The sequence below is a fragment of the Xanthomonas sp. NCPPB 2866 genome (genome assembly GCF_041475745.2).
Classification (GTDB): Bacteria; Pseudomonadota; Gammaproteobacteria; order Xanthomonadales; family Xanthomonadaceae; genus Xanthomonas; species Xanthomonas arboricola.
Genome location: NZ_CM192975.1, coordinates 1,651,263 through 1,675,654, shown reverse-complemented (window position 1 = coordinate 1,675,654; position 24,392 = coordinate 1,651,263). Strand labels below are relative to the sequence as shown.

The 24,392-nt window shown below is 66.4% G+C and carries 17 protein-coding genes and 1 tRNA gene; 10 read left to right on the top strand and 8 right to left on the bottom strand.

Annotated elements, in window-relative coordinates:
• Nucleotides 1-44: 44 nt before the first annotated feature.
• A complete protein-coding gene (locus tag ACCQ04_RS07210) occupies nucleotides 45-329 on the bottom strand; it encodes a GNAT family N-acetyltransferase (protein ID WP_024938914.1) in 285 nt (94 codons plus the stop codon).
• A 216-nt stretch (nucleotides 330-545) separates the two neighbouring features.
• Between ACCQ04_RS07210 and ACCQ04_RS07205 the strand changes: the two genes are divergently transcribed.
• Nucleotides 546-746 (top strand): hypothetical protein, encoded by a 201-nt coding sequence (locus ACCQ04_RS07205; RefSeq protein ID WP_046342190.1) that lies wholly within the window; start codon nucleotides 546-548, stop codon nucleotides 744-746.
• A gap of 143 nt (nucleotides 747-889) precedes the next feature.
• Here the strand turns inward: ACCQ04_RS07205 and ACCQ04_RS07200 are convergent, their stop codons facing one another.
• Both ACCQ04_RS07200 and ACCQ04_RS07195 read right to left on the bottom strand, forming a co-directional pair.
• Entirely contained in the window at nucleotides 890-1,498 is a 609-nt protein-coding gene (locus tag ACCQ04_RS07200) for a rhomboid family intramembrane serine protease (protein ID WP_046342189.1), read from the bottom strand.
• A 7-nt stretch (nucleotides 1,499-1,505) separates the two neighbouring features.
• Entirely contained in the window at nucleotides 1,506-3,071 is a 1,566-nt protein-coding gene (locus ACCQ04_RS07195) for a POT-type proton-dependent oligopeptide transporter (protein ID WP_226426598.1), read from the bottom strand.
• Nucleotides 3,072-3,362: 291 nt separating this feature from the next.
• Between ACCQ04_RS07195 and ACCQ04_RS07190 the strand changes: the two genes are divergently transcribed.
• The 4 genes from ACCQ04_RS07190 (at nucleotide 3,363) to ACCQ04_RS07175 (ending at nucleotide 8,796) form a co-directional block, all read left to right on the top strand.
• On the top strand, nucleotides 3,363-5,132 hold the full coding sequence (locus ACCQ04_RS07190; protein ID WP_226426599.1) for a M14 family metallopeptidase: 1,770 nt from the start codon (nucleotides 3,363-3,365) through the stop codon (nucleotides 5,130-5,132).
• A gap of 121 nt (nucleotides 5,133-5,253) precedes the next feature.
• Complete coding sequence (locus ACCQ04_RS07185; RefSeq protein ID WP_226426600.1) at nucleotides 5,254-7,491, top strand: beta-glucosidase family protein; 2,238 nt, start codon at nucleotides 5,254-5,256, stop codon at nucleotides 7,489-7,491.
• A gap of 142 nt (nucleotides 7,492-7,633) precedes the next feature.
• Nucleotides 7,634-7,720: transfer RNA gene (locus ACCQ04_RS07180), tRNA-Leu, on the top strand.
• Between the two features lie 203 nt (nucleotides 7,721-7,923).
• Nucleotides 7,924-8,796 carry a DUF2884 family protein gene (locus ACCQ04_RS07175; RefSeq protein WP_372358718.1) on the top strand — a complete coding sequence of 291 codons (873 nt, stop codon included), beginning with the start codon at nucleotides 7,924-7,926 and terminating at the stop codon, nucleotides 8,794-8,796.
• 479 nt (nucleotides 8,797-9,275) lie between these two features.
• On the opposite strand, the gene ACCQ04_RS07170 is transcribed toward ACCQ04_RS07175, so the two are convergent.
• Genes ACCQ04_RS07170 through ACCQ04_RS07155 form a run of 4 tightly spaced genes read right to left on the bottom strand, consistent with a single transcriptional unit; the run spans nucleotide 9,276 to nucleotide 14,018 of the window.
• Nucleotides 9,276-10,856: a DHA2 family efflux MFS transporter permease subunit gene (locus ACCQ04_RS07170; protein ID WP_024938907.1), complete on the bottom strand. Its 1,581-nt coding sequence runs from the start codon at nucleotides 10,854-10,856 to the stop codon at nucleotides 9,276-9,278.
• A 6-nt stretch (nucleotides 10,857-10,862) separates the two neighbouring features.
• Nucleotides 10,863-12,056: an HlyD family secretion protein gene (locus ACCQ04_RS07165; protein WP_024938906.1), complete on the bottom strand. Its 1,194-nt coding sequence runs from the start codon at nucleotides 12,054-12,056 to the stop codon at nucleotides 10,863-10,865.
• A gap of 10 nt (nucleotides 12,057-12,066) precedes the next feature.
• Entirely contained in the window at nucleotides 12,067-13,554 is a 1,488-nt protein-coding gene (locus ACCQ04_RS07160) for an AdeC/AdeK/OprM family multidrug efflux complex outer membrane factor (RefSeq protein ID WP_311736855.1), read from the bottom strand.
• A gap of 23 nt (nucleotides 13,555-13,577) precedes the next feature.
• A complete protein-coding gene (locus ACCQ04_RS07155; protein ID WP_016904051.1) occupies nucleotides 13,578-14,018 on the bottom strand; it encodes a MarR family winged helix-turn-helix transcriptional regulator in 441 nt (146 codons plus the stop codon).
• A 123-nt stretch (nucleotides 14,019-14,141) separates the two neighbouring features.
• Between ACCQ04_RS07155 and ACCQ04_RS07150 the strand changes: the two genes are divergently transcribed.
• The 3 genes from ACCQ04_RS07150 to ACCQ04_RS07140 all read left to right on the top strand — a co-directional run bounded on the left by ACCQ04_RS07150 (nucleotide 14,142) and on the right by ACCQ04_RS07140 (nucleotide 18,551).
• Nucleotides 14,142-14,993, top strand: coding sequence for an AraC family transcriptional regulator (locus tag ACCQ04_RS07150; RefSeq protein WP_024938904.1), 852 nt, complete (start codon nucleotides 14,142-14,144; stop codon nucleotides 14,991-14,993).
• Nucleotides 14,994-15,053: 60 nt separating this feature from the next.
• Complete coding sequence (gene parC, locus ACCQ04_RS07145; protein WP_226426602.1) at nucleotides 15,054-17,297, top strand: DNA topoisomerase IV subunit A; 2,244 nt, start codon at nucleotides 15,054-15,056, stop codon at nucleotides 17,295-17,297.
• A gap of 597 nt (nucleotides 17,298-17,894) precedes the next feature.
• A complete protein-coding gene (locus tag ACCQ04_RS07140; protein WP_154831722.1) occupies nucleotides 17,895-18,551 on the top strand; it encodes a thiopurine S-methyltransferase in 657 nt (218 codons plus the stop codon).
• Between the two features lie 279 nt (nucleotides 18,552-18,830).
• Here ACCQ04_RS07140 and bfr read toward each other — a convergent pair whose 3' ends face one another.
• The gene (gene bfr / locus ACCQ04_RS07135; RefSeq protein WP_039511630.1) at nucleotides 18,831-19,316 is read right to left on the bottom strand and encodes a bacterioferritin; all 486 of its coding nucleotides are present in this window, start codon (nucleotides 19,314-19,316) and stop codon (nucleotides 18,831-18,833) included.
• A gap of 146 nt (nucleotides 19,317-19,462) precedes the next feature.
• Here bfr and ACCQ04_RS07130 point away from each other — a divergent pair, with 146 nt between their 5' ends.
• On the top strand, nucleotides 19,463-21,865 hold the full coding sequence (locus ACCQ04_RS07130) for a penicillin acylase family protein (protein WP_226426603.1): 2,403 nt from the start codon (nucleotides 19,463-19,465) through the stop codon (nucleotides 21,863-21,865).
• A gap of 222 nt (nucleotides 21,866-22,087) precedes the next feature.
• Complete coding sequence (locus tag ACCQ04_RS07125) at nucleotides 22,088-24,232, top strand: TonB-dependent siderophore receptor (protein ID WP_039528224.1); 2,145 nt, start codon at nucleotides 22,088-22,090, stop codon at nucleotides 24,230-24,232.
• The last annotated feature ends 160 nt before the right edge of the window (nucleotides 24,233-24,392 follow it).

The window sequence follows — 24,392 nt, the reverse complement described above, 5'->3', positions numbered from 1 at the left end:
ACCTGCTCCCCATCGATACATCTGCAAAGACACGCTGCCGGCGATCAGGCCAGCAGATCCTGAAACTGTTGGTGCCGCCGGACATACGCCTCGGCATAACTGCAGGCAGGCACGACCTTGTAGCCCTGCTGGCGCGCATGCGCCAAGGCAGCCTCGACCAGCACTGCGGCAATGCCGCGTCCACCGATCGCGTCGGGCACATGCGTATGCGTGATGGTCATGCGCTCACCTTCCAGACGGTATGCCAGTTCGGCATGCTGTCCATCGGTGTCTACGCTGAAGCGCTGCTGCGTGGAATCGTGGTCTGCCTGCACTGTCGCTGCCTCCATGGTGGTCTGCACGAGGCAGTGACGATGGCGAGCAGTGTGACCAGCGCGGCGCCGCGCCTGCGTGAAAATGAATCGATGCTGTGACCGCCCGCGCAGCCTGCCGAACTGGCACTTAAGTTCGCTCGCGCCGCGCCGATAGCTCAACCGAAGGCGCCCGTTGCAAGCCGGGCCGGCGCGACTGCTGACGCCTTCGCCTTATCTACGAGGAGTCACCGCATGCACAACGATTCGGCAGGACACGGCGCAGACAGCGATAGCTCGCTGCTGGAAGGCCTGTTCCAGTTCGCCATCAAGGGCGACACCCACAACCCCGACTTCGCGCAGCTCAACGACACGGTGTACCAGCGCCTGCAGCAGGCCTACGGGTCGGTGCCCACCGGCAGCGTCGCTGGCGACCAGAACCGCGACGCGGCCTGAGCCGGCATCGCATCACTCGCCAGGACCGCTCGCGCACTCGCCGCGATGGTCCTGGTCCGGTCGCCCGAGGCGACCTGCCCATCCCGACACCTTTGACCTAACCGCGCGTGCCACCGGCGGCCGGCGGTCGGTTTGCCAACCGGTCAGCCAAAACGCGGATGGGACAGCTGCTCCAGGAATACCTGCAGCACGCGCGGCTCCATGATCAGCATGAACATCACGCCGAACGCGGCACCGGCCAGGTGCGCGCTGTGGTTGATGCGATCGCCGCCGCGGCGGTCCATCCACAGGCTGTAGCCGACATAGAACACCGCGTAGATGATCGCCGGCGCCGGAATGAACAGCACCAGGATGATGGTCCACGGCTGCAGCAGGATGAAGGCGAACAACACCGCCGACACCGCGCCGGAGGCGCCCAGGCTGAGATAGTTCGGGTTCTTCTGGTTCTTCAGATAGCTGGGCAGGATCGAGACCACCAGCGCCGCCAGATAGAACAGCGGATAGGTCAGCACGCTGCCGGTCAGCTGGGTCATCACGTTTTCGATCACCCGGCCGAAGAAGAACAGCGTGATCATGTTGAAGACCAGGTGGCCCAGGTCGGCATGGATGAAACCGTAGGTGACCAGGCGGTCGTACTGCTTGTGCTTGTCCAGCGCCGGCGGCCACAGGATCAGGCGGTCGGCCAGCTTGCGGTTGTTGAACGCCATCCACGAGACGATGCCGGTGATGGCGATCAGGATCAGGGTAATCATGCGGACCTCAGGCAGAACGGTAATTGTCGACCATGCGATACCCGCGCGCGTACAGGCCGAAGGCCAGTGCCGCCAGGAACGCGAAGGCCGCGAAGAAGAACATCAAAAATGCCGCTTCGCTGAGCCCAGTATCGGCGATGTGGGAGGTCACCGTGGCGTTGCGCACTGCCACGTTCGACAGCAGCACCCATAGATTGCCCACCGTGGTGGTCAGATACCAGAAGCTCATCACCACGCCCTTCATCGACGGCGGCGCCTGGCTGTAGGCGAACTCGATCCCGGTGGCCGACACCAGCACCTCGCCGAAGGTCAGCAGCGCATAGGGCAGGATCTGCCAGGCGATATGCATCGGCTCGCCGCCGTCCATGCTGATCTGGATGGCACCGACCGCGATCCAGGCCAAGCCGCCGAAGGCGATGCCGCAGGTCATGCGGCGCAGCGCGGTGGGCTCCCAGCCGCCACGCCGCAGCAGCGGGTACAGCACCAGATTGTTGAACGGGATCAGCAGCATCACCAGCAGCGGATTGAGCGCCTGCATCTGCGAGGCGGTGAACCAGGCCGGCATCGTCATCTCGCGCCCCTGCAGGACCCAGGTCGAGGCCTTCTGGTCGAACAGCGAAAAGAACGGCGTCACCAGCGCAAAGATCACCAGCACCCGCAGCAGCGCGCGCACGCCTTCGACCGCGGTATCGGGATGGATGCCGCGCGCGCGCTCCAGCTGCCACCAGGTGCCGCCGCCGATGCCGGCCAGCAACAGCACCAGCGCCATGCACAGGCAGATGACGATGCCGAGCTGGTCGACCAGCGCAAAGCAGGCCAGCGCCAGCAGCACCGAGACCACTGCAAGCATCAGGCCCGGACGGCCCTGCCCCGGCGCCTGTGTCAGCAATGCGGTGCGCACCACCGCACCGAAGCCGTGCGGGTCCTTCGGCGGCAACGGCACCCGCACATAGCGCCTGCGGCCCAGCCAGAACACCAGCGTGGCCACGAACATCAGGATGCCGGGAATGCCAAATGCCCACGCCGGGCCCAGGTTCTTCAGCGCCAGCGGGATCAACAACGAGGCGAACAACGAGCCGAAGTTGATGATCCAGTAGAAGCCGTCGAACACCACCCTGGCCAGGTGCTTGTTGGACTGGTCGAACTGGTCGCCCATGAACGAGGCCACCAGCGGCTTGATGCCGCCCGCCCCCAGCGCGATCAGGCCCAGCCCGAGGAAGAAGCCGTTGCGGCTGCCTTCGAACAGCGCCAGGCAGGCATGCCCGGCGCAATACACCAGGCTGAACCACAGAATGGTGTTGTATTTGCCGAAGAAGCGATCGGCCAGCCAACCGCCGAGCAACGGGAAGAAAAACACCCCGATCATGAAGCTGTGCAGGATGTGCTTGGCCTCCGCCTCGCGGCCGGGTCCGCTGACCTCCTGCAGCAGCAGCGAGGTGATCAGGAACTGCACCAGGATGTTGCGCATCCCGTAGAAGCTGAAACGCTCGCAGGCTTCGTTGCCGATGATGAAGGGAATCTGGCGCGGCAGCCGCGCACCGGCAGTCGGGCCCGGCAAGGTGGAAGTGGTCAATGGCAGTCCGGTCGAGCAGAAAACACGCGCTATCGTACCGGCGGCCGCCGGTTGGCCGCCATCGCGACCATGGGATAAGGCCTTGGATGCGCGCTGCATGCATCGACGCCGCTGCGCTCGTTGCCACCGTTGCGGTGCGCCTGACACGTCGTCCGGCCCAGGCGTGCCAAAAAAACCTGTCGGTACGCCGCAACCACGCCGATCACACGCAAGTCATGACGCAGTGCAGATTGGCCTGCTGCGCCGGCTCGGCTACATTGCAAACGTTTTCCTGGAACACTGGACCGCTGGATGCCCCGCTTCACCCGCCTGGCCCTGAGCCTGTTGCTGCTGACCACCGCCCCTGCCGCACTGGCCGCCGAGCCGCTGACCACCCAGGCCGAGCGCAGCGGGTTTGCGCAAACCGGACGCTACGATGAAGTCATCGCGCTCTGCGATGCCTTTGCGCAGCGCTACCCGCGGGCGGTGCGCTGCATCGAGTTCGGTACCACCCCGGAAGGCCGGCCGATGAAGGCGCTGATCGTCTCCACCAGCGGCGCACTGGATGCCGACAGCGCTGCGCAGCGCAAGTTGCCGGTGGTGCTGGTGCAAGGCGGCATCCATGCCGGCGAGATCGACGGCAAGGACGCGGGCTTTCTGGCCCTGCGCGAATTGCTGGACGGCAAAACCGGCAAAGGTGTGCTCGACAAACTGGTCTGGGTGTTCGTGCCGGTGTTCAACGTCGACGGCCACGAGCGCTTCGGCGCCTGGAACCGGCCCAATCAACGTGGCCCCGAGCAGATGGGCTGGCGCACCACCGCGCAGAACCTCAATCTCAATCGCGACTACCTCAAGGCCGACGCGCCGGAAATGCAGGCGATGCTGCGACTGGTGCAGCAGTGGGATCCGTTGATGTACGTGGACCTGCACGTCACCGATGGTGCCAAGTTCGAGCACGACGTATCGGTGCAGGTGGAGCCCGTGCACGCCGGCGATGCCACGCTGCAACGCGACGGCACGCGCTGGCGCGATGCGGTGATTGCCGACCTGTCCAGACAGGGCTCGCTGCCGCTGCCGTATTACCCCTCGTTCGTGCACGAGGACGACCCGACCTCGGGTTTTGCCGACGACGTGTCGCCGCCGCGGTTTTCGCATGGCTATTTCCTGCTGCGCAACCGCTTCGGCATGCTGGTGGAAACGCACTCGTGGAAGACCTACCCGGTGCGCGTACGCGTCACCCGCAACGCCATCGTGTCGGTGCTGCAGCAGGCCGCGCGCAACGGCGCCCGCTGGCGCGCCGATGCGCTGGCGGCCGATCAGCGCGCCACCAGGCTGGCCGGCGAGATGGAGCCGTTGAGCTTCGCTGCCGGCCCGGCCGCACGCACCGTGGCCTTCCGTGGTTACGCCTACACGCGGACGCCCTCGCCGATTTCCGGCGCGTTGATGACGCGCTACGACGAGACCAGGCCACAACTCTGGAAGGTGCCGTTACGCGATCAGATCAAGCCGGACGTGGTGGTCGATGCGCCACGTGGCGGCTACCTGGTGCCTGCCGCGCAAGCGGCGCTGGTGGCGGAGAAACTGCGCCTGCACGGCATCGCCTTCGACACCATCGCCACCACTGCCGCCCATCCGGTGCAGAGCTTCCGTGCCGACAAGGCAACCTTTGCCGCGCGCTCCAACGAAGGACACCAGAACCTGGAGATCACCGGGCAATGGCGCGATGAAACCCGCACCGTGCCGGCCGGCTCCTTGTTCGTGCCGATCGCCCAGGCCAGGTCGCGCCTGGTGATGGCGATGCTGGAACCGCAGGCGCCGGATTCGCTGCTGCAGTGGGGCCTGTTCAACACCGCATTCGAGCGCAAGGAATACATGGAGGACTACGTCGCCGAAGAGGTCGCGCGCGACATGCTCGAGCGCGACCCGGCAGTGAAGGCGCAATTCGAACAGCGTCTGGCCAGCGATGCGGCCTTCGCGGCCGACCCGAAGGCACGCCTGGAATTCTTCGCGCGCCTGCACTCCTCCTGGGACGAGCGCTACCGCCTGTATCCGGTACTCCGCACGGCACAGACGCAGTTCTGAGCCGGCACCCGCTTCCGGCAAGCACCTGATTCGGCGCGCACGCGCGCCTTTCGAACCCGGGCACCGCGGTGCCCTCCCTGATTGCAACCGCACCACAAGGACCACCGTGCCACATCTCGATATGAAACCGTTTACACAGTCCAGTCCACGCCGTCTTGCGCTGGCCATCGCCCTTGGCGTCAGTACCGCGTCTGCCGCCCCGCTCGGCGCACAGACCGCCGCCGCAGCGCAGCCGTGGATGGACACCGCGCTGACCGCGGACCAGCGCGCCGACCGTCTGCTCGCGCAGATGAGCGAGGACGAAAAATTCCAGATGCTGCGCAGCTACTTCGGCCTGGGCACCGACAAGATTCCCAAGCCCGAGGGCGCGCTGGGCTCGGCCGGCTATGTCCCCGGCGTCCCACGGCTGGGCATCCCGGCGCAGCAACTGGCCGATGCCGGCGTGGGCGTGACCAATCCCGGCGGTATCCGCAAGGGCGACTTCGCCACCGCGATGCCGTCCGGCCCCTCGACCGCGTCGAGCTGGAATCCACAGCTGGCCTATGCCGGCGGCAAGACCATGGGCCGTGAATCCTGGCAGCAGGGCTTCAATGTGCTGCTGGCTGGCAGCGTCAACCTGCAGCGCGACCCGCGCAACGGACGCAATTTCGAATATGCCGGCGAAGACCCGCTGCTGGCCGGCACCATGGTCGGCGAGTCGATCCGCGGCGTGCAGAGCGAGCACGTGCTGTCGACGATGAAGCACTACGCGCTCAACGACATGGAGACGCGACGCAATTTCCACAGCGCCGAGATCGGCGAGCAGGCGATGCACGAATCGGACCTGCTGGCGTTCGAGATCGCCTTGAAGATCGGCGACCCGGCCTCGGTGATGTGCTCCTACAACAAGATCAACGGCATCTACGGCTGCGAGCACGATTACCTGCTCAACCAGGTGCTCAAGCAGGAATGGAAATACCCCGGCTACGTGATGTCCGACTGGGGCGGCGTGCACAGCGGCTCCAAGGCGGCCCTGGCCGGACTGGATCAGCAATCGGCTGGCGAAGTGTTCGATGCGGCGGTGTTCTTCGACGCGCCGTTGCGCATGGCGGTGTCGGCCGGCGTGGTGCCGCGCGCGCGCTTTGACGACATGGTCAAGCGCGTGCTGCGCAGCCTGTTCGCGCATGGCGCGTTCGATCATCCCACCCAGCGCCAGCCGATCGATGGCAAGGCCGGGCAGCTGTCCGCGCAGCATGTTGCCGAGGAAGGCAGCGTGCTGCTGCGTAACGAGCACGCCACCTTGCCGCTATCCAAGGAGGTGCGCCGCATCGCGGTGATCGGTGGGTATGCCGACAAGGGCGTGATGTCCGGCGGCGGTTCCTCGCGTGTGGACTACACCATCAACGGTGGCAACGCCGTACCCGGCCTCAACCCGACCACCTGGCCCGGCCCGGTGATCATCCATCCGTCCTCGCCGCTGCAGGCACTACGCGCCGCGTTGCCGAACGTGCAGATCGATTATGTCGACGGCAAGGACCGCGCTGCCGCGGCACGCACGGCCAAGGCCGCCGATGTGGCGATCGTGTTCGCCACCCAATGGTCGGCCGAATCGGTGGACCTGCCGGACATGCAATTGCCCGACAACCAGGATGCCTTGATCGAGGCGGTGGCCAAGGCCAACCCCAAGACCACCGTGGTGCTGGAAACCAACGGCCCGGTGCGCATGCCCTGGGCCGAGCGCGTGCCGGCGGTATTGCAGGCGTGGTATCCCGGCATCGGCGGCGGTGAGGCGATCGCCAACCTGCTGACCGGCGCGGTGAACCCTTCCGGCCATCTGCCGGTGACCTGGCCGGTGGACGAATCGCAGCTGCCGCGTCCCTCGATCCCGGGCCTGGGCTTCAAGCCGGCCAAGCCGGGCGAAGACAGCATCGACTACGCCATCGAAGGCGCCAACGTTGGCTACAAGTGGTTTGCCGCGCGCAAGCTGACCCCGCGCTATCCATTCGGCCATGGCCTGTCGTACACGCAGTTCCGCATGGGCGGGCTGCGCGTGGAAGCCAACGGCAGCCAGCTCACGGCGAACTTCGAGGTGGAAAACATCGGCCAGCGCGAAGGCGCCGCCGTGCCGCAGCTCTACGTCACCCTGCCCGACGGCCACGCCACCCCGCTGCGCTTAATCGGCTGGCAGAAGCTCACGCTCAAGCCTGGCGAAAAGCGCGTCGTGCAGGTGATCGCCGAACCCAAGACGCTGGCCGACTTCGATGCCAAGGCGCGTCATTGGACGATTGCCGCCGGCACCTATCGCGTGCAGCTGGCGCGTTCGGCAGGCGAACCGGTGCAGAGTGCGGAGGTCAGCTTGCAGGCGGCGCAGCTGCCGTAATCCGGTGTGGTGGCGGGCATGCAGTGGGCATGTCCGCCACGCTGTCTTCTCCCGTCGCCGGCAGGCACCGGCCACCACGAAAAATTTGTGCCGGATGCGTTGACAGCGTCGCGCGCAACTTGCACAATTCGCGTCCTGAGTCGCCCAGGTGGCGGAATTGGTAGACGCACTAGCTTCAGGTGCTAGCGGGGGCAACTTCGTGGAGGTTCGAGTCCTCTCCTGGGCACCACGACTCACGGTAGATCGTAAAAAACCCCGCTCTGGCGGGGTTTTTTGCGTCTGGGCCATACGATTGCACGATGGTGTGCGGCATCGGTGATGTCTGCAGATCGGCAGCGTCGCAAGGGCGCGGCGTCAGTGACTTTCGACACGCGACCACCTGTTGCCGCTGTGGCGACCATGCGCAACGCCTCCACGACGGCAGCACGCCCCATGCGCATCCTCCTCTGGCTTGCCCTGCTGCCGGCCGTTGTCAGTCCGCATGCACGGGCACAGCAGACCGACAAACACGATGCCCCGCGCCATCGCGCGCAGGTGTCTTCGCAGCAATGCGGTCTGGGCACGCCGTTCAACGTGCTCGCCGACAGCGGCGGCATCTGGCTTTACCGCGACAGCGATTGGCCACGCGAAATTTTCTTCGACGGCGGCGAACTGAGCATTGACCACAAGCTGCAGCAGACCAGCACGGCCGATGCACGACGCCTGGGGGAGATGGAACAGCGCACCCGCGCACTGATGCCGCAGGTTGCCGGCATTGCCTATCAGGTGATCGACCTCAGTTACGACGCACTCGGCGGTGTCATCGAGGTCATGACCGGCAGTGCGCTCAACGCCCGCAAGATCGAACGGCTGCGCAAACGCGCACGCGCGTACGTCGACGGCACCCTGGGCAAGGGGCGTTGGGAGCAGAAGGCCTTCGACGGCAACTTCGCAAACTACGTCGAACACGAAGCCGAGCAATTCAAGGGCAGCATCGCGCGCCACATGCTCTGGCAGATCGTCACCGGGCGTTCGGACGGAATCGACAAACGCGCCCAACAGATGGAGGGCCAACTGGATGCAAGGCTGGATGCCCAGGCGTCCACCATCGAGGCCAGCGCCAACGCGCTGTGCACCCAGGTGCAGGCACTGCGTCAGTTAGAGGACGCGCTCGAGTTCCGTTACCAGGGCAAGCGGCTGCAACTGCTCGCACCCCTGCAGGACGACACGCCGCGCCATGACACCGAACATGCCGAACCGAAGTCCGACAACGGCGACGCACCACCGAACCGCGCAGTCGGGCTGCAACCAGCAACAAACAGCTGAGGCCTCACGCCCTCGGTCGAATCATTGTCTCCCGGGCGGGGCGGGCATGTCCTTGATACCCTGCCGGATGGCGCTCGAACGGGCGAGATCTCCGCTTGCCTCATACGCCTCGGCAAGGCTGTCCAGCGCATTGCGGGACGCCGGAAACAGCAACACATTGAGCGCGAACACACGAATCGCCGCATCTGCGCCGGTCGAAGCCGCAGCGCCCTCACCGCTCCAAACGGTTCGTTGGTTGCTTCAAAAAGCACTACGCACACCGACCATCCCGACTGGCTCTTGCCCGCCCACCGTCGCGGGACCTTACGCGGCATCGATGCCGCGTAAGCGCCTACACGGACGTACTTGCGGCGTGTCCTGCGAGGGTGGGCGGGCAAGGGCCCTGCAGCCAAGTCGCAGATCACCCGCTCTGCACTCCACCGGCATGAGGTCGTTGTCTTAGCCGATGTTAGAGCGGCCAAGCGCCTTGTGACTCGCGCTCAATGCCCGCCCGCCGCCGCCGCGCCGCCCGCACCTGCGCCGAACGGCGGCTTGGCCAGCCACAGGAAGAAGATGATCGCCAGGAAGGTCCAGCCGAGCAGGTAGAAGATGTCGTTGAAGCCCATCTGCGAGGCCTGGTGGTTGATCATGTTGTTGAGCGAGGCTGCGCCGCGTTGCAGGTCGCCCTGCCCCATCGCGGTGACCTGCTCCTGCATGCCCGGGGTGTACACCGAGATGTGTTCGGTGATGTGCGCGTGGTGCACCTGGGTGCGGCGTGCCCACAGATAGGTGGTCAACGATGCGGCAAAGCTACCGCCCAGGGTACGCAGGAAGGTGGCCAGGCCGGAACCTGCCGCGATCTCGCGACCATCCAGGTCCGAGAGCAGAATCTGCAGCACCGGCATGAAGAACAAGGCCACACCTACGCCCATCACCAGCTGCACGGTGGCCACATGGCTGAAGTCCACCTGCAGGTTGAAGTTGGAGCGCAGGAAGCTGGTGAACGACAGGAAGATAAAGGCGACGGTGGCGAGCATGCGCAGGTCGAAACGCAGCGCGTACTTGCCCACGAATGGCGTCATCAGCACCGGCAGGATGCCGATCGGCGCGGTGGCAAGGCCGGCCCAGATCGCGGTGTAGCCCATGTCGCGTTGCAGCCATTGCGGAATCAGCAGGCTCACGCTGAAAAACGCCGCATAGGCCACCACCATCGCCAGCGTGCCGGCGCGGAAGTTGCGATGCCGGAACAGCTTGAGATCGACGATGGGATCCTTGTCGGTGAGTTCCCAGATCACGAACACCACCAGCGCTACGGCAGCGACGCAAGCCAGCACCACGATCTTGTCGGAAGAGAACCAGTCCTCGTCGTTGCCCAGGTCCAGCACCAGCTGCAGCGCACCGACGCCGACCACCAGCAGGATCAAGCCGATGTAGTCCATGCGCGGCTTTTCCAGCTGCTCGGGGCGATGGCGCAACTGCGAACCCACAATACTGCTGGCGATGATGCCCAACGGCACATTGATCAGGAAGATCCATTCCCAGCTGTAGTTGTCGGTGATCCAGCCGCCCAGGATCGGACCGGCGATCGGTGCCACCACGGTGATCATCGCCAACAGGGCGAGCGCCTGCCCGCGTTTTTCGCGCGGGTAGATCGACACCAGCAGGCTCTGGGTGATCGGGTACATCGGCCCGGCAACAAACCCCTGCAGCGCGCGCGACACCACCAGCATGCCCATGCTCTGGGCCAGGCCGCACAGCAATGAGGCCACGGTAAAGGCCAGCGTCGACCACACGAACAACTTGGTCTCACCGAAGCGGCGGCTCAGCCAGCCGGTCAGCGGCAGGGCGATCGCGGTGCTGACCGCGAACGAGGTGATGACCCAGGTGGCCTGCTGCGAGCTGGCGCCGAGATTGCCGGCGATGGTCGGCAACGAGACGTTGGCGATCGTGGTGTCCAGCACCTGCATGAACGAGGCCATCGCCAGGCCCACGGTGCACAGCGCCACGCTCGCCGGACGAAAGCCGGCGGCGGGCGCAGGTGCCGAGGGACCGCCTGGCGCGGTGGGAGCTTGCGAAGACATGCTGGCTTAGCCCGCCTTGGACGCAGCCTGCGCAGGCAGGTTGTCCTGGATGATGCGTTGGATGTCCGCGTCGGCGGCCTGCAACTGCTGCGCATACACGTCGGTGGAGAACACCGCGCCATTGGCGAACTTGGTCGGCAGCACGCTGCCCTGCTGGTCGTGCAGGTTGACGTCGACCTTCATCGACAAACCGATGCGCAGCGGATTGCCGGCCAGTTGCTTGGCATCGACCGCAATGCGCACCGGCACGCGCTGCACGATCTTGATCCAGTTGCCGCTGGCGTTTTGCGCCGGCAACAGCGAGAACGCGCTGCCGGTGCCCAGGCCCAGGCTTTCGATGCGGCCGGTGTAGTCCACGCCGCCGCCGTACAGATCCGAATGCAGTTCCACTTCCTGGCCCAGGCGCATGTGCTTGAGCTGGGTTTCCTTGAAGTTGGCTTCCACCCACACCTGCTCCAGCGGCACCACTGCCATCAGCACGCTACCGGGCTGCACACGCTGGCCCAGCTGCGCCGAACGACGCGCCACGTAGCCGGACACCGGCGCGATCACACCGGTGCGCGCATGGTTGAGATAGGCCTGACGCAGCTGCGCGGCGGCAGTCTGCACGTCCGGCTGGTTGGCCACCGCACTGTCGTCCACCAGCGCGCGGTTGCGTTCGAAGCTCTCGCGCGAACCGCTCACCGCCGCTTCGGCCGCGGCCAGTTCCTCGCGGGCATGCGCCAGTTCTTCGTTGGAGATCGCGCCGCTGGCGGCCAGATCCTTGCGGCGTGCGAAGTCAGCACGTGCGCTGCGCAGACTCACCTCGCGCGAGGACAGTTCGGCCTGCGCGCCTTCCACGCTGCGGTACAGACCACGCACCTGGCGCACGGTCTTGGCCAGATTGGCCTCGGCCTGCTGCAATGCGACTGCGGTGTCGGCCGGGTCCAGCTGTACCAGCAACTGGCCGCGCTCCACGCGCATGCCGTCTTCGGCGCCAATGCTGACCACGGTGCCGCCGACCATCGGGGTGATCTGCACCTGATTGCCCTGCACGTAGGCGTCGTCGGTGTCCTCGTGCCAGCGGCCGACCAGGAAGTACCACACCACAAGACCGATGATCGCCAGGATCACCACAATGGCCACGATGCGCAGCGCCGCACGGCGCTTGCTGGGCGCGGCCGGCGCAGGTTGGGAAGAAGTTGGAGTCGTCTGGCTCATCGTCGCTGTCTCAGGAATTCGGTTGTGCGGAAGTGGTCGCGGCGTGTGCGGTATCGCGCGCAGGTTCCGGCGTGAATCCGCCGCCCAGGGCACGCTGCAACCTCACCGAGGCCAACAGTTGTTGCGATTGCAGGCTGGCCATGCGCTGGCGTGCGAGCAGCAATTGCTCCTGCACGCTGAGCACTTCCAGGTAGCTGCCGATGCCGGCGCGGTAGCGCTGCTGCGCCAGTTCGAAGGCGGCGGTCACGGTCTGCACGGCGTCGTCCTGCGCGCGCGCACGCTGCTCCAGCGAACGCACGGCGTTGACCTGGTCGGCTACCTCGCGCAGGGCGTCGATCACCTTCTGGTTGTAATCAGCCACCGCCAGGTCGTATTGCGCATCGCTGCCGGCCAGATTGGCGCGCAGCTTGCCGCCATCGAAGATCGGCAGGCTCAGCGCCGGCGCAACCACGCCGAACACCGAGGCGCTTTCCAGCAACTGGCCGACATCGCGATTCACCACACCGCCCAGCGCCGTGATGTTGAAACTGGGGTAGAAGCGGGTCTTGGCGGCGGCGATATCCTGATCGGCGGCCTCCACGCGCCAGCGCGCGGCGACCACGTCGGGGCGGCGGCCCAGCAGGTCGGCAGGCAGGTTGCTCGGCAGCTGCGTGGCGATGGCCGCCCCCAGCGTCGGGCGCGCGATCTCCAGCCCGCGATCCGGGCCCTGCCCGGCCAGCGCGGCCAGTGCGTTGCGGGCCTCGTCGATCTGCTGCTGCGCGGACTGCAGCTGCTGCTGCGCCGACGGTACGCGGGCCTGCGCCTGGCGCACCTGCAGATCGCTGTCGATGCCGGCGCCGCGGCGTTGCCGGGTGAGCTCCAGGGTCTTCTGCACGCGGGTCAACTCATCGTTGGCCACGTCGTGCAGGCGCCATGCGTAGTCGAGCTGCGCATAGGCTTCGGCGATCGCCGCCGACAGGTTCAGGCGTGCCGCCTGTGCGTCCACCTCGGCCGCATGCGCCTGGTCCACCGCCGCTTCCCAGGTGGCGCGCTTGCCGCCCCACAGGTCCACACCATAGCGGAAGTCCAGCACCAGTTGGCCGTTGCCGCCGAACTTGCCGCCGCGCTCATCGCCCACCATCGATTCGGGCAACTGCACGCCCGCATAGCCACCGGACACCGACAGGCTGGGGCCGCGATCGGCCTGCGCGCTACCGATGCGTGCCTGCGCCTGACGCAGGCGCGCATCGGCCGCCGCCAGGCTGGGACTGTGCTGCAGGCCTTCGGCAATCAGCACGTTCAATTGCGCATCGCCCAGGGCGCGCCACCAGTCGCTGGCCGGCCAGGCGGCCGGGCTCAGGTTGGCCTGCGCGAGGGTGCGCTCGGCATGCACTGCGCCCGGCTCCAGCATGGTGCCCTGCGGGGCAAGCCCGCGGCTGCTGGCGCAGGCGGCCAGCGCCAGCGTCAGCGCAGTGAGGACGAGCGGCCGCGCAAGCTGCGTGGACCGCAGGCGCAGTATCTGGATCGGGGAACTAGCAGCGTTCATGAGTTGAGTGCATCGCGGACACGGATGAGAAGAGAGGTGAGTTGCTCGCGCTCGGGCGGGGCCAGATCGCGCAAGCCATGCTCGATGGCGCGCTCGCCGCGCAGCTTCAGGCGCTCCCACAGCGCCACGCCCTGTTCGGTCATGACGATCTGCAGCGCGCGCCGGTCCTGCGCGTGTGGCTCGCGTCGCACCGCACCGAGCGCTTCGAGCTTGTCGAGCAGGCGGGTGACCGCGCTCGGGGTCTGGTCCAGCGCCAGCGCCAGTTCGTTGGCCGTGCAGGGCGAGCGCACCGCCAGGATCTTCAGGCCGACGTAGTGGCTGAAGCCGAAGTCCGGCAGCTCGCCCTTCATTTCGGCATCGAGCTGACGCATCAGCGCATCGCGCACCTGGCGCAACAGCAGGCCGAACGACGGCGAGGCGGTGGAGAGGTCATTCATGGCGGGCTATTTTCTTCCGAAAAATATATTTGTCAACGCAAATATTTCTAACGGGATTAAACCGCCAGCAAGGATCGTCACCTTACGCGCCTGTGGCGCTGGCCTGGTAATACAATTGCGCCAATGACTGTCGAAAATCCGCCAACCACACGCGATGCCCTGCCGCCCGGCGTGCGCGACAGCTTCGAGTGGGCCGACGGACCGGAGGTGATCGCGTTCCTGGCCGACCTGCGCGCGGTATGGGCGCCGGAGACGGTTCGGCATGCGCATGTCCGCGGGCAGCTGATGTATGTGGAGCACGGCGTGCTGACGGTGCACACCGAGCAGGGAACCCTGTCGCTGCCGCCGGGCTGCGCCGGCTGGATGCCGCCCGGCCAGCAGCACACCGTGGAACTGGCCGGGCCGCTGCGCGGCTGGGGCGTGGTGGTCCGGCCGGACGCCTGCGCCGCGTTGCCCGCGCAAGGCGGGGTGATCCGCCTGACCGGGCTCGCCCGCGAGGTGATCATGCGCGCGGCCGACTGGCCACTGGGCCAGCCGCTCGACCCCGCCCGGCAACGCCTGGCCGCGGTGCTGCTGGACGAACTGCACCAGGTGCAGATCGACCACCTGCACCTGCCGATGCCGGCCGACCGGCGGCTGCTGCGCATCGCCCGGCAGTTGCTCGATACCCCGGCCGACCCGCGCCCGCTGGACGCCTGGGCCGACTGGGGCGGGCTGTCGGCGCGCAGCCTGAGCCGGCATTTCCGCAGCGAGACCGGGCTGAGTTTCGCGCAGTGGCGGCAGCAGGCGCGGCTGGCAGAGGCGCTGCGGCGGCTCAGCCAGGGCAGCCCGGTCGCCCAGGTCGCCGACCAGCTCGGATACAGCAGCCCCAGCGCCTTCGTCAGTGTGTTCCACCGCCATTTCGGCGCCCCACCCACGCGTTATCTGGCCGGCACGCATGCGCGCGGCTTGGCATCCCCCGCCGCATCCGGATAATCGGCGCTCTTCGAGCTCGCGCCACGGCGCGGGCTCCTCTTTCGTAGGACCTGGCTTTACATGACCGATCTGACCCGCCCCACCTTCCACGGCTTCGAGCAGCTGCCGCTGCGCGACTACGCCGAACGCGCCTATCTCGACTATTCGATGTACGTGGTGCTCGACCGCGCCCTGCCGTTCCTGGGTGACGGCCTGAAGCCGGTGCAGCGGCGCATCATCTTCGCGATGAGCGAGCTGGGCCTGAATGCCGCTGCCAAGCCGAAGAAATCCGCGCGCACCGTGGGCGATGTGATCGGTAAGTACCATCCGCACGGCGACAGCGCCTGCTACGAAGCACTGGTGCTGATGGCGCAGCCGTTCTCGTATCGCTACCCGCTGATCGAGGGCCAGGGCAACTTCGGCTCCACCGACGACCCCAAGTCGTTCGCGGCGATGCGCTACACCGAATCCAAGCTGACCCCGATCGCCGAGGTACTGCTGGGCGAAATTGGCCAGGGCACCACCGATTGGGCGCCCAACTTCGACGGCACCCTGGAAGAGCCGACCTGGCTGCCGGCGCGCCTGCCGCACCTGCTGCTCAACGGCACCACCGGCATCGCGGTGGGCATGGCCACCGACGTGCCGCCGCATAACCTCAACGAGATCGTCAGCGCGCTGCTGCGCCTGCTCGACAACCCCGATGCCACGGTCGCCGAGCTGTGCGAACACGTGCTCGGCCCGGACTACCCGACCACCGCCGAGATCATCACCCCGGCGGCCGATCTGCGCGCAATCTACGAGACCGGCCACGGCAGCGTGCGCGCACGCGCCACCTACAAGAAAGAACACGCCAACATCGTCATCGATGCGTTGCCGTACCAGGTCTCGCCGTCCAAGGTGATCGAGCAGATCGCCCAGCAGATGCGCGCCAAGAAGCTGCCATGGCTGGAAGACATCCGCGACGAGTCCGACCACACCAGCCCGGTGCGGGTGGTGCTGGTGCCCCGCTCCAACCGTGTCGATGCCGAGCAGCTGATGGGGCACCTGTTCGTCACCACCGACCTTGAGCGCAGCTACCGCGTCAATCTCAACGTGATCGGCCTGGATGGCCGCCCGCAGGTCAAGAACCTCAGGCATTTGCTGAGCGAGTGGCTGAGCTTCCGCAGCGACACCGTCACTCGCCGCCTCAACCATCGCCTGCAGAAGGTCGAGCGCCGCCTGCACCTGTTGGAAGGCTTGCTGATCGCCTTCCTCAACCTGGACGAAGTGATTCGCATCGTCCGCAGCGAGGACGAACCCAAGCCGGTGTTGATCGCGCGCTTCGCGCTCAGCGAGGAACAGGCCGAATACATCCTGGAAACCAAGCTGCGCCAGCTGGCGCGCCTGGAAGAAATGAAGATCCGCGGCGAGCAGGAAGCACTGGCCAAGGAACGCGCGCAGATCCTGGCCATCCTGGAAAGCAAGACCAAGCTGAAGAAGTTGATCAAGGACGAGCTGACCGCCGACGCCAAGAAGTTCGGCGACGCACGTCGCTCGCCGCTGGTGCAGCGTGGCGCCGCGCAGGCGATCGACGAAACCGAGATGGTCGCCAGCGAACCGATGACCGTGGTGCTGTCGGAGAAGGGCTGGGTACGCGCGGCCAAGGGCCACGAGGTCGACCCGGCCGGCATGTCCTACCGCGAAGGCGACAGCCTGCTGGCGGCGGTGCGCAGCCGCAGCACCCATCAGGTGGCGTTCCTGGATTCGGAAGGCCGCGCCTATTCGACCGCGGTGCATACCCTGCCCTCGGCACGCGGCAATGGCGAACCGTTGACCGGACGTTTCTCGCCGGCCTCGGGCGCGGCGTTCCAGGTCATGGCCAGCGCCGACAACGCCACCCGCTTCGTGCTGGCGTCATCGCACGGCTATGGCTTCGTCACCCGCTTCGAAAACCTCACCGGCCGCAACAAGGCCGGCAAGGCGATGCTCAACCTGACCACCGGCGCGCATGTGCTGACGCCTGCGCAGGTGACCAACCCGCAGAGCGACCGCATCGTCGCCGTCACCAGTGCCGGCAATCTGCTGGCGGTGACCGCCAGCGATGTGCCCGAGCTGGACAAGGGCAAAGGCAACAAGATCATCGACATCCCCAAGGCCAAGCTCGGCACCGAGCGCGTGGTCGCGGTGGTGGCGGTGGCTCCGGGCAACACGCTGCTGGTGCGCAGCGGTGCACGCACCATGAGCCTGTCGTTCAAGGATCTGGATAGCTATGTGGGCGCGCGTGCGAGTCGCGGTGCATTGCTGCCGCGAGGGTGGCAAAAGGTGGACGGGCTGGAAGTGCAGTAACGGCTGTTCACCGACGTGGCGCGCAGCGGCGCGTTCGACGCTGCCGCTGCCTCGATTTACTGAGGCGCGGCAGAAGGTCGACGGGCTGGAGTGCAGTAACGGTGATTCGCTGACGCGCCGCGCGATGGCGCGCTGGCCGTGCGGTCTTGAGCGACCCACAAAACTACCGCCAGCTGGACGCTGCCGGCGTTACGGCATCGCGCCCTCGGCCAGGTTGGCTTGCAACGGCGAGGCTACGCTGAGGCTCAAGCTCTGCATTGCCTTGAGAGGTAATCGAACGGTGCGGATGCGTCGGCTGTAGAGCGAGAGATCTGCGGCCTTGCTGCAGGGCCCTTGTCCGCCCGCCATCGCAGGACACGCCGCAAGTACATCCCTGTAGGCTCTTACGCGGCATCCATGCCGCGTAAGGTCCCGCGACAGTGGGCGGACAAGGACCGGTCGAGATGGTCGGTATGGGTGGTTGCGAGCGCGGCGTGCGTGGTTGTGCGCAGTGCATGTCGCGCGGCGGTGCGGTGTGAGCGGTTCCTTTCGATCTGCAGTGTCAGTGCCATTGGCTGCATCACGGCACTCGTCAACGCAAACTAACAAGACAACATCATGGACACAGATTTCTGGCTGCAGCGTTGGCAGAACGGTCAGACCGGCTTCCATCAGGACCAGGTGATGCCGTTGCTGCAAAAGCACTGGCCGGCGTTGCAGTTGCCGCAGGCTGCCCGCGTGCTGGTGCCGTTATGCGGCAAGACGCTGGACCTGCACTGGTTGGCCGCACAAGGCCATCGCGTGCTGGGCGTGGAGATATCGCCGCTGGCGGTGACGCAATTCTTCGCTGATGCCGGCCTGCAACCGCAGCGCCACAGCAGCCGCGCGGGCGAGCACTTTATCGCCGGCCCGATCGAAATCATCTGCGGCGACGCGTTTGCACTGGAGCCAAGCGTGCTGGCCGATTGCAGCGCCGTCTACGACCGCGCCGCATTGATCGCCCTGCCGGCCGGCTTGCGCCAGCAGTATCTGCACACCACGTACGCGCGCCTGCCTGCGGGATGCCGCGGGCTGTTGATCACCCTGGAATACCCGCAGGCCGAAAAGGCCGGGCCGCCGTTTTCGGTGGACGCTGACGCGGTGCACGCACTGTTCGACACGCAATGGCGGGTGCAGCCACTGGAACGCCGCGACATCCTCGATCAGGAGCCGCGCTTCCGTGCCGATGGCGTCACCGCCCTGTCGACCGGCGTCTATCGTCTGCAACGCAACTGACGGTCGCGGGCGAACTTTGTCATCGGCGATCGCTGCCGACGCCCCAGTCGGGCGACGCAGGCGTTGCACAGGCAGCGCAGCGCGCGCCGATCAGGACCGCGCGGCGTTGCGCCACGCAATGATGGTTCGCACAACAGCGCAAGGCGCCGAGCAACACCGCCGCAGACCGCCGGCAGCTGACGCAGACCACGCAGCAAGGCAACGCACCGGGCGGCACCTGCCGATTGCAAAACCTGCGCTGCGCCTGTTCGGCGGCTGCGCAGCGCCCAGTCACCGGGCTCAGCCGGCGACGTGGCCCTTGTCGATCTTCGAGGTCTGGTACAGCTCCAGGCCGATCCGCTTGATCAGGCCAAGCTGCTGCTCCAGCCACCAGGCGTGGTCTTCTTCGGTGTCCTGCAGCTGCTTGAGCAGGATGTCGCGGCTGACGTAATCGCCGTGCTCTTCGCACAGCTTCATGCCGGCGGCGAGATTGGCGCGCACTTCGTATTCCACCACCAGATCGCGCTCGAGCATCTCCACCACGGTCTTGCCTGGCGCAAACTCGGCCGGCCGCATGTCCGGGTCGCCTTCCAGGAACAGGATGCGCCGCAGCAGCGCATCAGCGTGCTCGGTCTCCTCTTCCATTTCGTGGTTGATGCGCTCGTACAGCGCCATCAGGCCCTGGTCCTCGTAACGGCGCGAGTGCAGGAAATACTGGTCGCGTGCCGCCAGTTCGCCGCGCAGCAGCTGCTTGAGGTAGTCGACGACTTCGGGATGGCCTTTCATGATGTGCTCCAGCGACGCAATGCGCGCATGGTGCCCTAAGCCGCGGCGCAATGATCTAATCGGAATCACTTTCAGTTGCGCTTGCGGCCAGACCCGCCATGGTCATGAGCGGCCGCCACACTGTGACCGAACTCAAGGACTCGACAATGCGCAAATGGCTGGGCCGGCTGCTGCTGGCAATCGTGGTGTTGATCGTGGCGGCCGTGCTGGCCGTGTATCTGCTGATGCGTGGCAGTCTGCCGCAGCTGGATGGCAACAGCGCATTGCAGGGCCTGGCGGCACCGGTCAGCGTGCAACGCGACCGGCGTGGTGTGGTCACCATCGATGCGGCCAGCCAGGTCGATGCCATGCGCGCACTCGGCTATGTGCACGCGCAGGAGCGCTACTTCGAGATGGACCTGATGCGCCGCGCACCGGCCGGCGAGTTGTCCGAGCTGTTCGGCGCCGCAGCGCTGGACCTGGACAAACGCAATCGCGTGCACCGGCTGCGCGCCCGCGTGCATGCCAGCCTGGATGTCGCCGCCGGCAGCCAGCGCGCCGCGCTGCTGGCCTATACCGAGGGCGTCAATGCCGGGCTGGCTGCACTGCGCGTGCGCCCTTGGCCGTACCTGTTGCTGCGGCAGACACCGCGCGCGTGGACGCTGGACGACTCCATCCTCACCGGCATGGCGATGTATGCCGACCTGCAGGACAACGACAACCAGACCGAACTGGCTGCCGCCCGCATCCGTGCGGTGGTGCCGGCGGCGCTGGCGGCATTGCTCGACCATCAAGGCTCCAGCTGGGATGCGCCGCTGTTCGGCCCCGCGCAAGGCGACGCCGTGCTGCCCGACGCCGCCACGCTGGATCTGCGCCGCCTGCCGCATCCAGCCGCCACCGCAGGCGCCGAGCCGCCGACGCCGGGCAGCAACAACTTCGCCGTGGACGGCAGCCTCACCAGCGACGGCCGCGCCATCGTCGCCGACGACATGCACCTGGGCCTGCGCGCGCCCAACATCTGGTTCCGCGCACGCCTGCGTTACCCGGACACCAGTGCGCCCGACGGCAAGGTGGACGTCACCGGTTTCACCCTGCCCGGCTTGCCAGCGGTGGTGGTCGGCAGCAACGGGCATGTGGCCTGGGCCTTTACCAACAGCTACATCGACACCGCCGACTTTGCGCGGATTGCGCCGGCCACGCCGGGTCATCCGCAAGCGCTCACCACCCATATCGAGACCATTCGCGTGGCCGGCGCCGCGCCGGTGCGCTTTGCGGTGCGCGAAAGCGCCTGGGGCCCGGTCCTGCACGACAACGCCGATGGCAGCCTGCTCGCGCTACGCTGGGCCGCGCAGCTGCCCGGCGCGATCCGGCTGGACTTTGCGCAGATGAGTACGGCGGCCGACGTGCAGGCCGCCTTTGCAGTGGCCGATCGCTCGGGCATTCCGGCACAGAACCTGTTGCTGGCCGATCGCAGCGGGCGCATCGCCTGGCGCTTGATCGGTGCGCGCCCGGTACGCAATGCCGGCTGTGGCCCGAGCGGCATCGCCGAACTGGCAAGCTCGGCGCAGGGTGCGGACGCGGCATCGCCTTCGGTTGCGGCAACGGCGGCATCGGCGCAGGGCGGCTGCCTGCCCTGGCCGGTGCGCAGCGACGCTGCCCCCGCCCTGATCGATCCTCCCTCGCACCGGCTCTGGACCGCCAACAGCCGCGTCGTCGATGCGCAGCAGTTGGCCACGCTCGGCAATGCCGGCTACGACCTGGGTGCGCGTGCGCAGCAGATCCGCGACGACTTGTTCGCCAGGCAACGTTTCAACGAGCTGGACCTGCTCGCCATCCAGCTCGACGATCGCGCCGTGCTGCTCACGCGGTGGTGGCAGTTGTTGCGCAGCGTGGTCGAGCACAGCAAGGACCCGGCCTTGCAGCAGATCGAAGCCGCCACCCGGCAGTGGGATGGGCACGCATCCACCCGCTCGGCCAGCTATCGCATCGTGCGCGGCTTTCGCGGCATGACCATCGACGCAGTGGAAGCCGGCCTGCTGGCGCCGGCAAAAGCCGCGCTTGGCAAGGACTTCCTGCCGCCGCGTCGCGCGCAGCTGGAAGGCATCGTCTGGCCGTTGCTGCAGCAGCGCCCGGCGCATCTGCTGCCGCCCGCCTATGCAAACTGGGATCAGCTGCTTGCCGAGGCTGCACGCAAGGCGCAGACGGATCTCGCTGCGCAGGACGGCGCCTTGAGCGAACGCACCTGGGGCGAACGTAACACCGCCACCATCTGTCACCCGATCGCGCGGGCATTGCCTGCGCTTGCCAAGCGCTGGCTGTGCATGCCGCCCGACCAACTGCCAGGCGATCGCGACATGCCGCGCGTGCAAGGCCCGGCCTTCGGCGCCTCCGAACGCATGGTGGTGTCGCCCGGCCACGAACAGGACGGCATCGTGCACATGCCGGGCGGCCAGAGCGGACACCCCTTGTCGCCGTTCTGGGGCGCAGGCCACGACGACTGGGTGCACGGCCGGCCGACCCCGTTCCTGCCGACCGCAACCCGCTACACGCTGCAGTTGCAGCCGAAATAGGCGTGGTCATTGCTGTCTCGTCTGTCGATACAGGTTTCGACAGTCGTTGGGGGCTGGACGAACGCAAAATCGGTGTCTGCGTTCTGCAGATCGCACCCCGCACCTTGCACCTGGCACATCTGGATAACCAAGTATCCGCAACCACGCCCGGCCACCGATCTGCCCAATCAAGCGAGCACAACATGCTAAGATGCATTTGATAACCATTCCCATTAGTGACCAATGCGCCCCACGCTCCTTGTCACCGCGCTCGCCGCTGTCTTGGCTTTGCCCTCGCCCCGCGCCTTCGCCCAACAACACACCAGCACCTCGGCAGCCGTCACCGACCTCGATGGCGTCGACGTCGTCGGCCGTGCGCAGACGCTGTACAAATCCGACGACGCCGCGGTGGCCACACGCACCGATACGCCGTTGTCGCTGGTGCCGCAGTCAGTGCAGGTGCTGCCGCGCGAACTGATCGACGACCAGGCCGCGCGCCAGATCACCGATCTGTATCGCAGCATCAGCGGCATCAGTTTCTTCAGCTATGCCGGCGTCACCCTGCGCGGATTCCGCCAGGAAAACGTGCTCTACGACGGATTGCGTGGCGATCCGTATGCCGGCTTCTCGGTGCCGCAGCTGTTCAATATCGAACGCGTGGAAGTGCTCAAGGGCCCGGCCGGTGCGTTGTACGGCGGCGGCGAACCCGGTGGCGTCATCAATTACGTCACCCGCAAGCCCGGCCATCAGGCCGCGCGTCGGGTCGAGCTGCAGGTGGGCAATCAATCCTTCGGGGCGGCCTCGTTCGAGGCCACCGGGCCGGCACGCGAAGACGGACGCATTCGCTACCGCATCGGCGCCTATGCCGATGGCGAGGATGGCTTTCGCCGCAACACCGATAGCCAGAGCCAGATCGGCGATGCGTCGGTGGCGTTCGACATCGGCCAGACCGGCGAGCTCACGCTGCAGTACACCGACATCACCCAGAACCTGGGCGGCAATCGCCTGCGCGGCGTGCCGGTGGACGACGACGGCAACTTCCTCACCGACCGTCGCTGGAACCACAACGAGCCCACCGATTTCCTCGACATGCGCGCCAAGGTGGCGTTCGCGCAGTACCGCTTTGCGCCGTCGGATGCATGGGATGTGGATATGGCGATGCGCTGGTTCAAGAACGACGAGCATCAGATCTATCACGAGCCGATGGGCCTGATCGACCGCGATGGCGACGGCACCGCCGAATGGATGACGCGGCAGCTGCGCAACCAGTTCCGCGACAACGATGCGATCTCCAGCAACGTCAACGCGGTGTTCCGCACCCGCATCGGCGCGATCGAGCACAAGCTGCTGATGGGCGCGGACTACTATCGGCTAGATGCGGATTTCCGCGCGCAAACCGCCAACACCGCAGACACTGGCCGCGTGCGTGGGCCGGTGCCGGGCATCGACCTGTTCAACCCGGTATACGGCCGCAGCGGCTTCTACGACTACGGCCTGGACAGCCTGCCCTGGCGCGCCACCAGTACACGCAGCCAGCGCTATGGCGCGTACCTGCAGGACGAACTCACGCTCACGCCGCGCTGGTTTGCGATGGCCGGACTGCGTTGGGACGGCTTCAAGGACGACAACCGTCTGGACGGCTCGCGTGTCACCGGCAACGATCTCAGCTGGCGTGTGGGCAGCACCTTCGTGCTGCGCGATGGCATCAATGCGTACGCGAGTTATGCCAGCGGCTTCCTGCCGCAGGATGCGGCCAATCAGGACAGCAGCGTCGGCGGGCCGTTCGATCCCGAACGCAGCACACAGTGGGAAGTGGGCCTGAAGACCGCGCTCAACGATGGCGGGCTGACGCTCAACACCGCGCTGTATCGCATCGAACGCAGCAATATCGTGCAGGCCAACGGCAGTATCGTCGATGGCGTCAATCAGCTCTCCGCGCTCGGTCTGGTACGCAGCGAAGGCCTGGAAGTGGATCTGCTGGCCGACCTCACCGAACGCTGGGTGCTCAACCTGACGTACGCCTACAACGATGCACGCGTGCTCGATGCGGGCACCAACGGCATCACCAATGCATCCGGCGACCGCTTCGCCAATGCACCGCGCAACACCTTCGGTCTGTGGACGCGTTACGACCTGCCGGCCTGGAACTCGGCAATTGCCTTCGGTGCCGACTACGTGGGCGAGCGGGTCAGCCTGGAAGGCCAGCGCGTCAAGCCGTACGCCATCTTCGACATCAGCTGGCAAACGCAGTGGGATGCCTGGAAACTGCAGGTCAACGTCAAGAACCTGTTCGACAAGGTCTATGCCGCCAGCGGGTTCACCGAACGCACCGGGCACTTTCCTGGCGAACCGCGCCGTATCTACGCGCAGCTGGCCTACAGTTTTTAAGTGTGGCGAACGGGCGCCTGCCCAGGCCTTGGGCGATGCTGCAACTGTGACCTTCGTCGACCATAGCGGCCGCCGCAAGCACAGTTGCGGCCTCGACTACGGCAGTGCAATGAACCTGCGCCGAATCAGGCAGGCCGGAATCAGCCAGACTTTAACGTCC

Bases quoted from the DNA above. Each gene is read 5' to 3' on its own strand.
- ACCQ04_RS07150 (WP_024938904.1), top strand. From the start codon at position 14,142: ATGACTGTCGAAAATCCGCCAACCACACGCGATGCCCTGCCGCCCGGC.
- ACCQ04_RS07200 (WP_046342189.1), bottom strand. From the start codon at position 1,498: ATGATTACCCTGATCCTGATCGCCATCACCGGCATCGTCTCGTGGATG.
- ACCQ04_RS07185 (WP_226426600.1), top strand. From the start codon at position 5,254: ATGAAACCGTTTACACAGTCCAGTCCACGCCGTCTTGCGCTGGCCATC.
- ACCQ04_RS07170 (WP_024938907.1), bottom strand. From the start codon at position 10,856: ATGTCTTCGCAAGCTCCCACCGCGCCAGGCGGTCCCTCGGCACCTGCG.
- ACCQ04_RS07165 (WP_024938906.1), bottom strand. From the start codon at position 12,056: ATGAGCCAGACGACTCCAACTTCTTCCCAACCTGCGCCGGCCGCGCCC.
- ACCQ04_RS07125 (WP_039528224.1), top strand. From the start codon at position 22,088: ATGCGCCCCACGCTCCTTGTCACCGCGCTCGCCGCTGTCTTGGCTTTG.
- ACCQ04_RS07155 (WP_016904051.1), bottom strand. From the start codon at position 14,018: ATGAATGACCTCTCCACCGCCTCGCCGTCGTTCGGCCTGCTGTTGCGC.
- parC (WP_226426602.1), top strand. From the start codon at position 15,054: ATGACCGATCTGACCCGCCCCACCTTCCACGGCTTCGAGCAGCTGCCG.
- ACCQ04_RS07140 (WP_154831722.1), top strand. From the start codon at position 17,895: ATGGACACAGATTTCTGGCTGCAGCGTTGGCAGAACGGTCAGACCGGC.
- ACCQ04_RS07175 (WP_372358718.1), top strand. From the start codon at position 7,924: ATGCGCATCCTCCTCTGGCTTGCCCTGCTGCCGGCCGTTGTCAGTCCG.
- ACCQ04_RS07190 (WP_226426599.1), top strand. From the start codon at position 3,363: ATGCCCCGCTTCACCCGCCTGGCCCTGAGCCTGTTGCTGCTGACCACC.
- bfr (WP_039511630.1), bottom strand. From the start codon at position 19,316: ATGAAAGGCCATCCCGAAGTCGTCGACTACCTCAAGCAGCTGCTGCGC.
- ACCQ04_RS07130 (WP_226426603.1), top strand. From the start codon at position 19,463: ATGCGCAAATGGCTGGGCCGGCTGCTGCTGGCAATCGTGGTGTTGATC.
- ACCQ04_RS07210 (WP_024938914.1), bottom strand. From the start codon at position 329: ATGGAGGCAGCGACAGTGCAGGCAGACCACGATTCCACGCAGCAGCGC.
- ACCQ04_RS07205 (WP_046342190.1), top strand. From the start codon at position 546: ATGCACAACGATTCGGCAGGACACGGCGCAGACAGCGATAGCTCGCTG.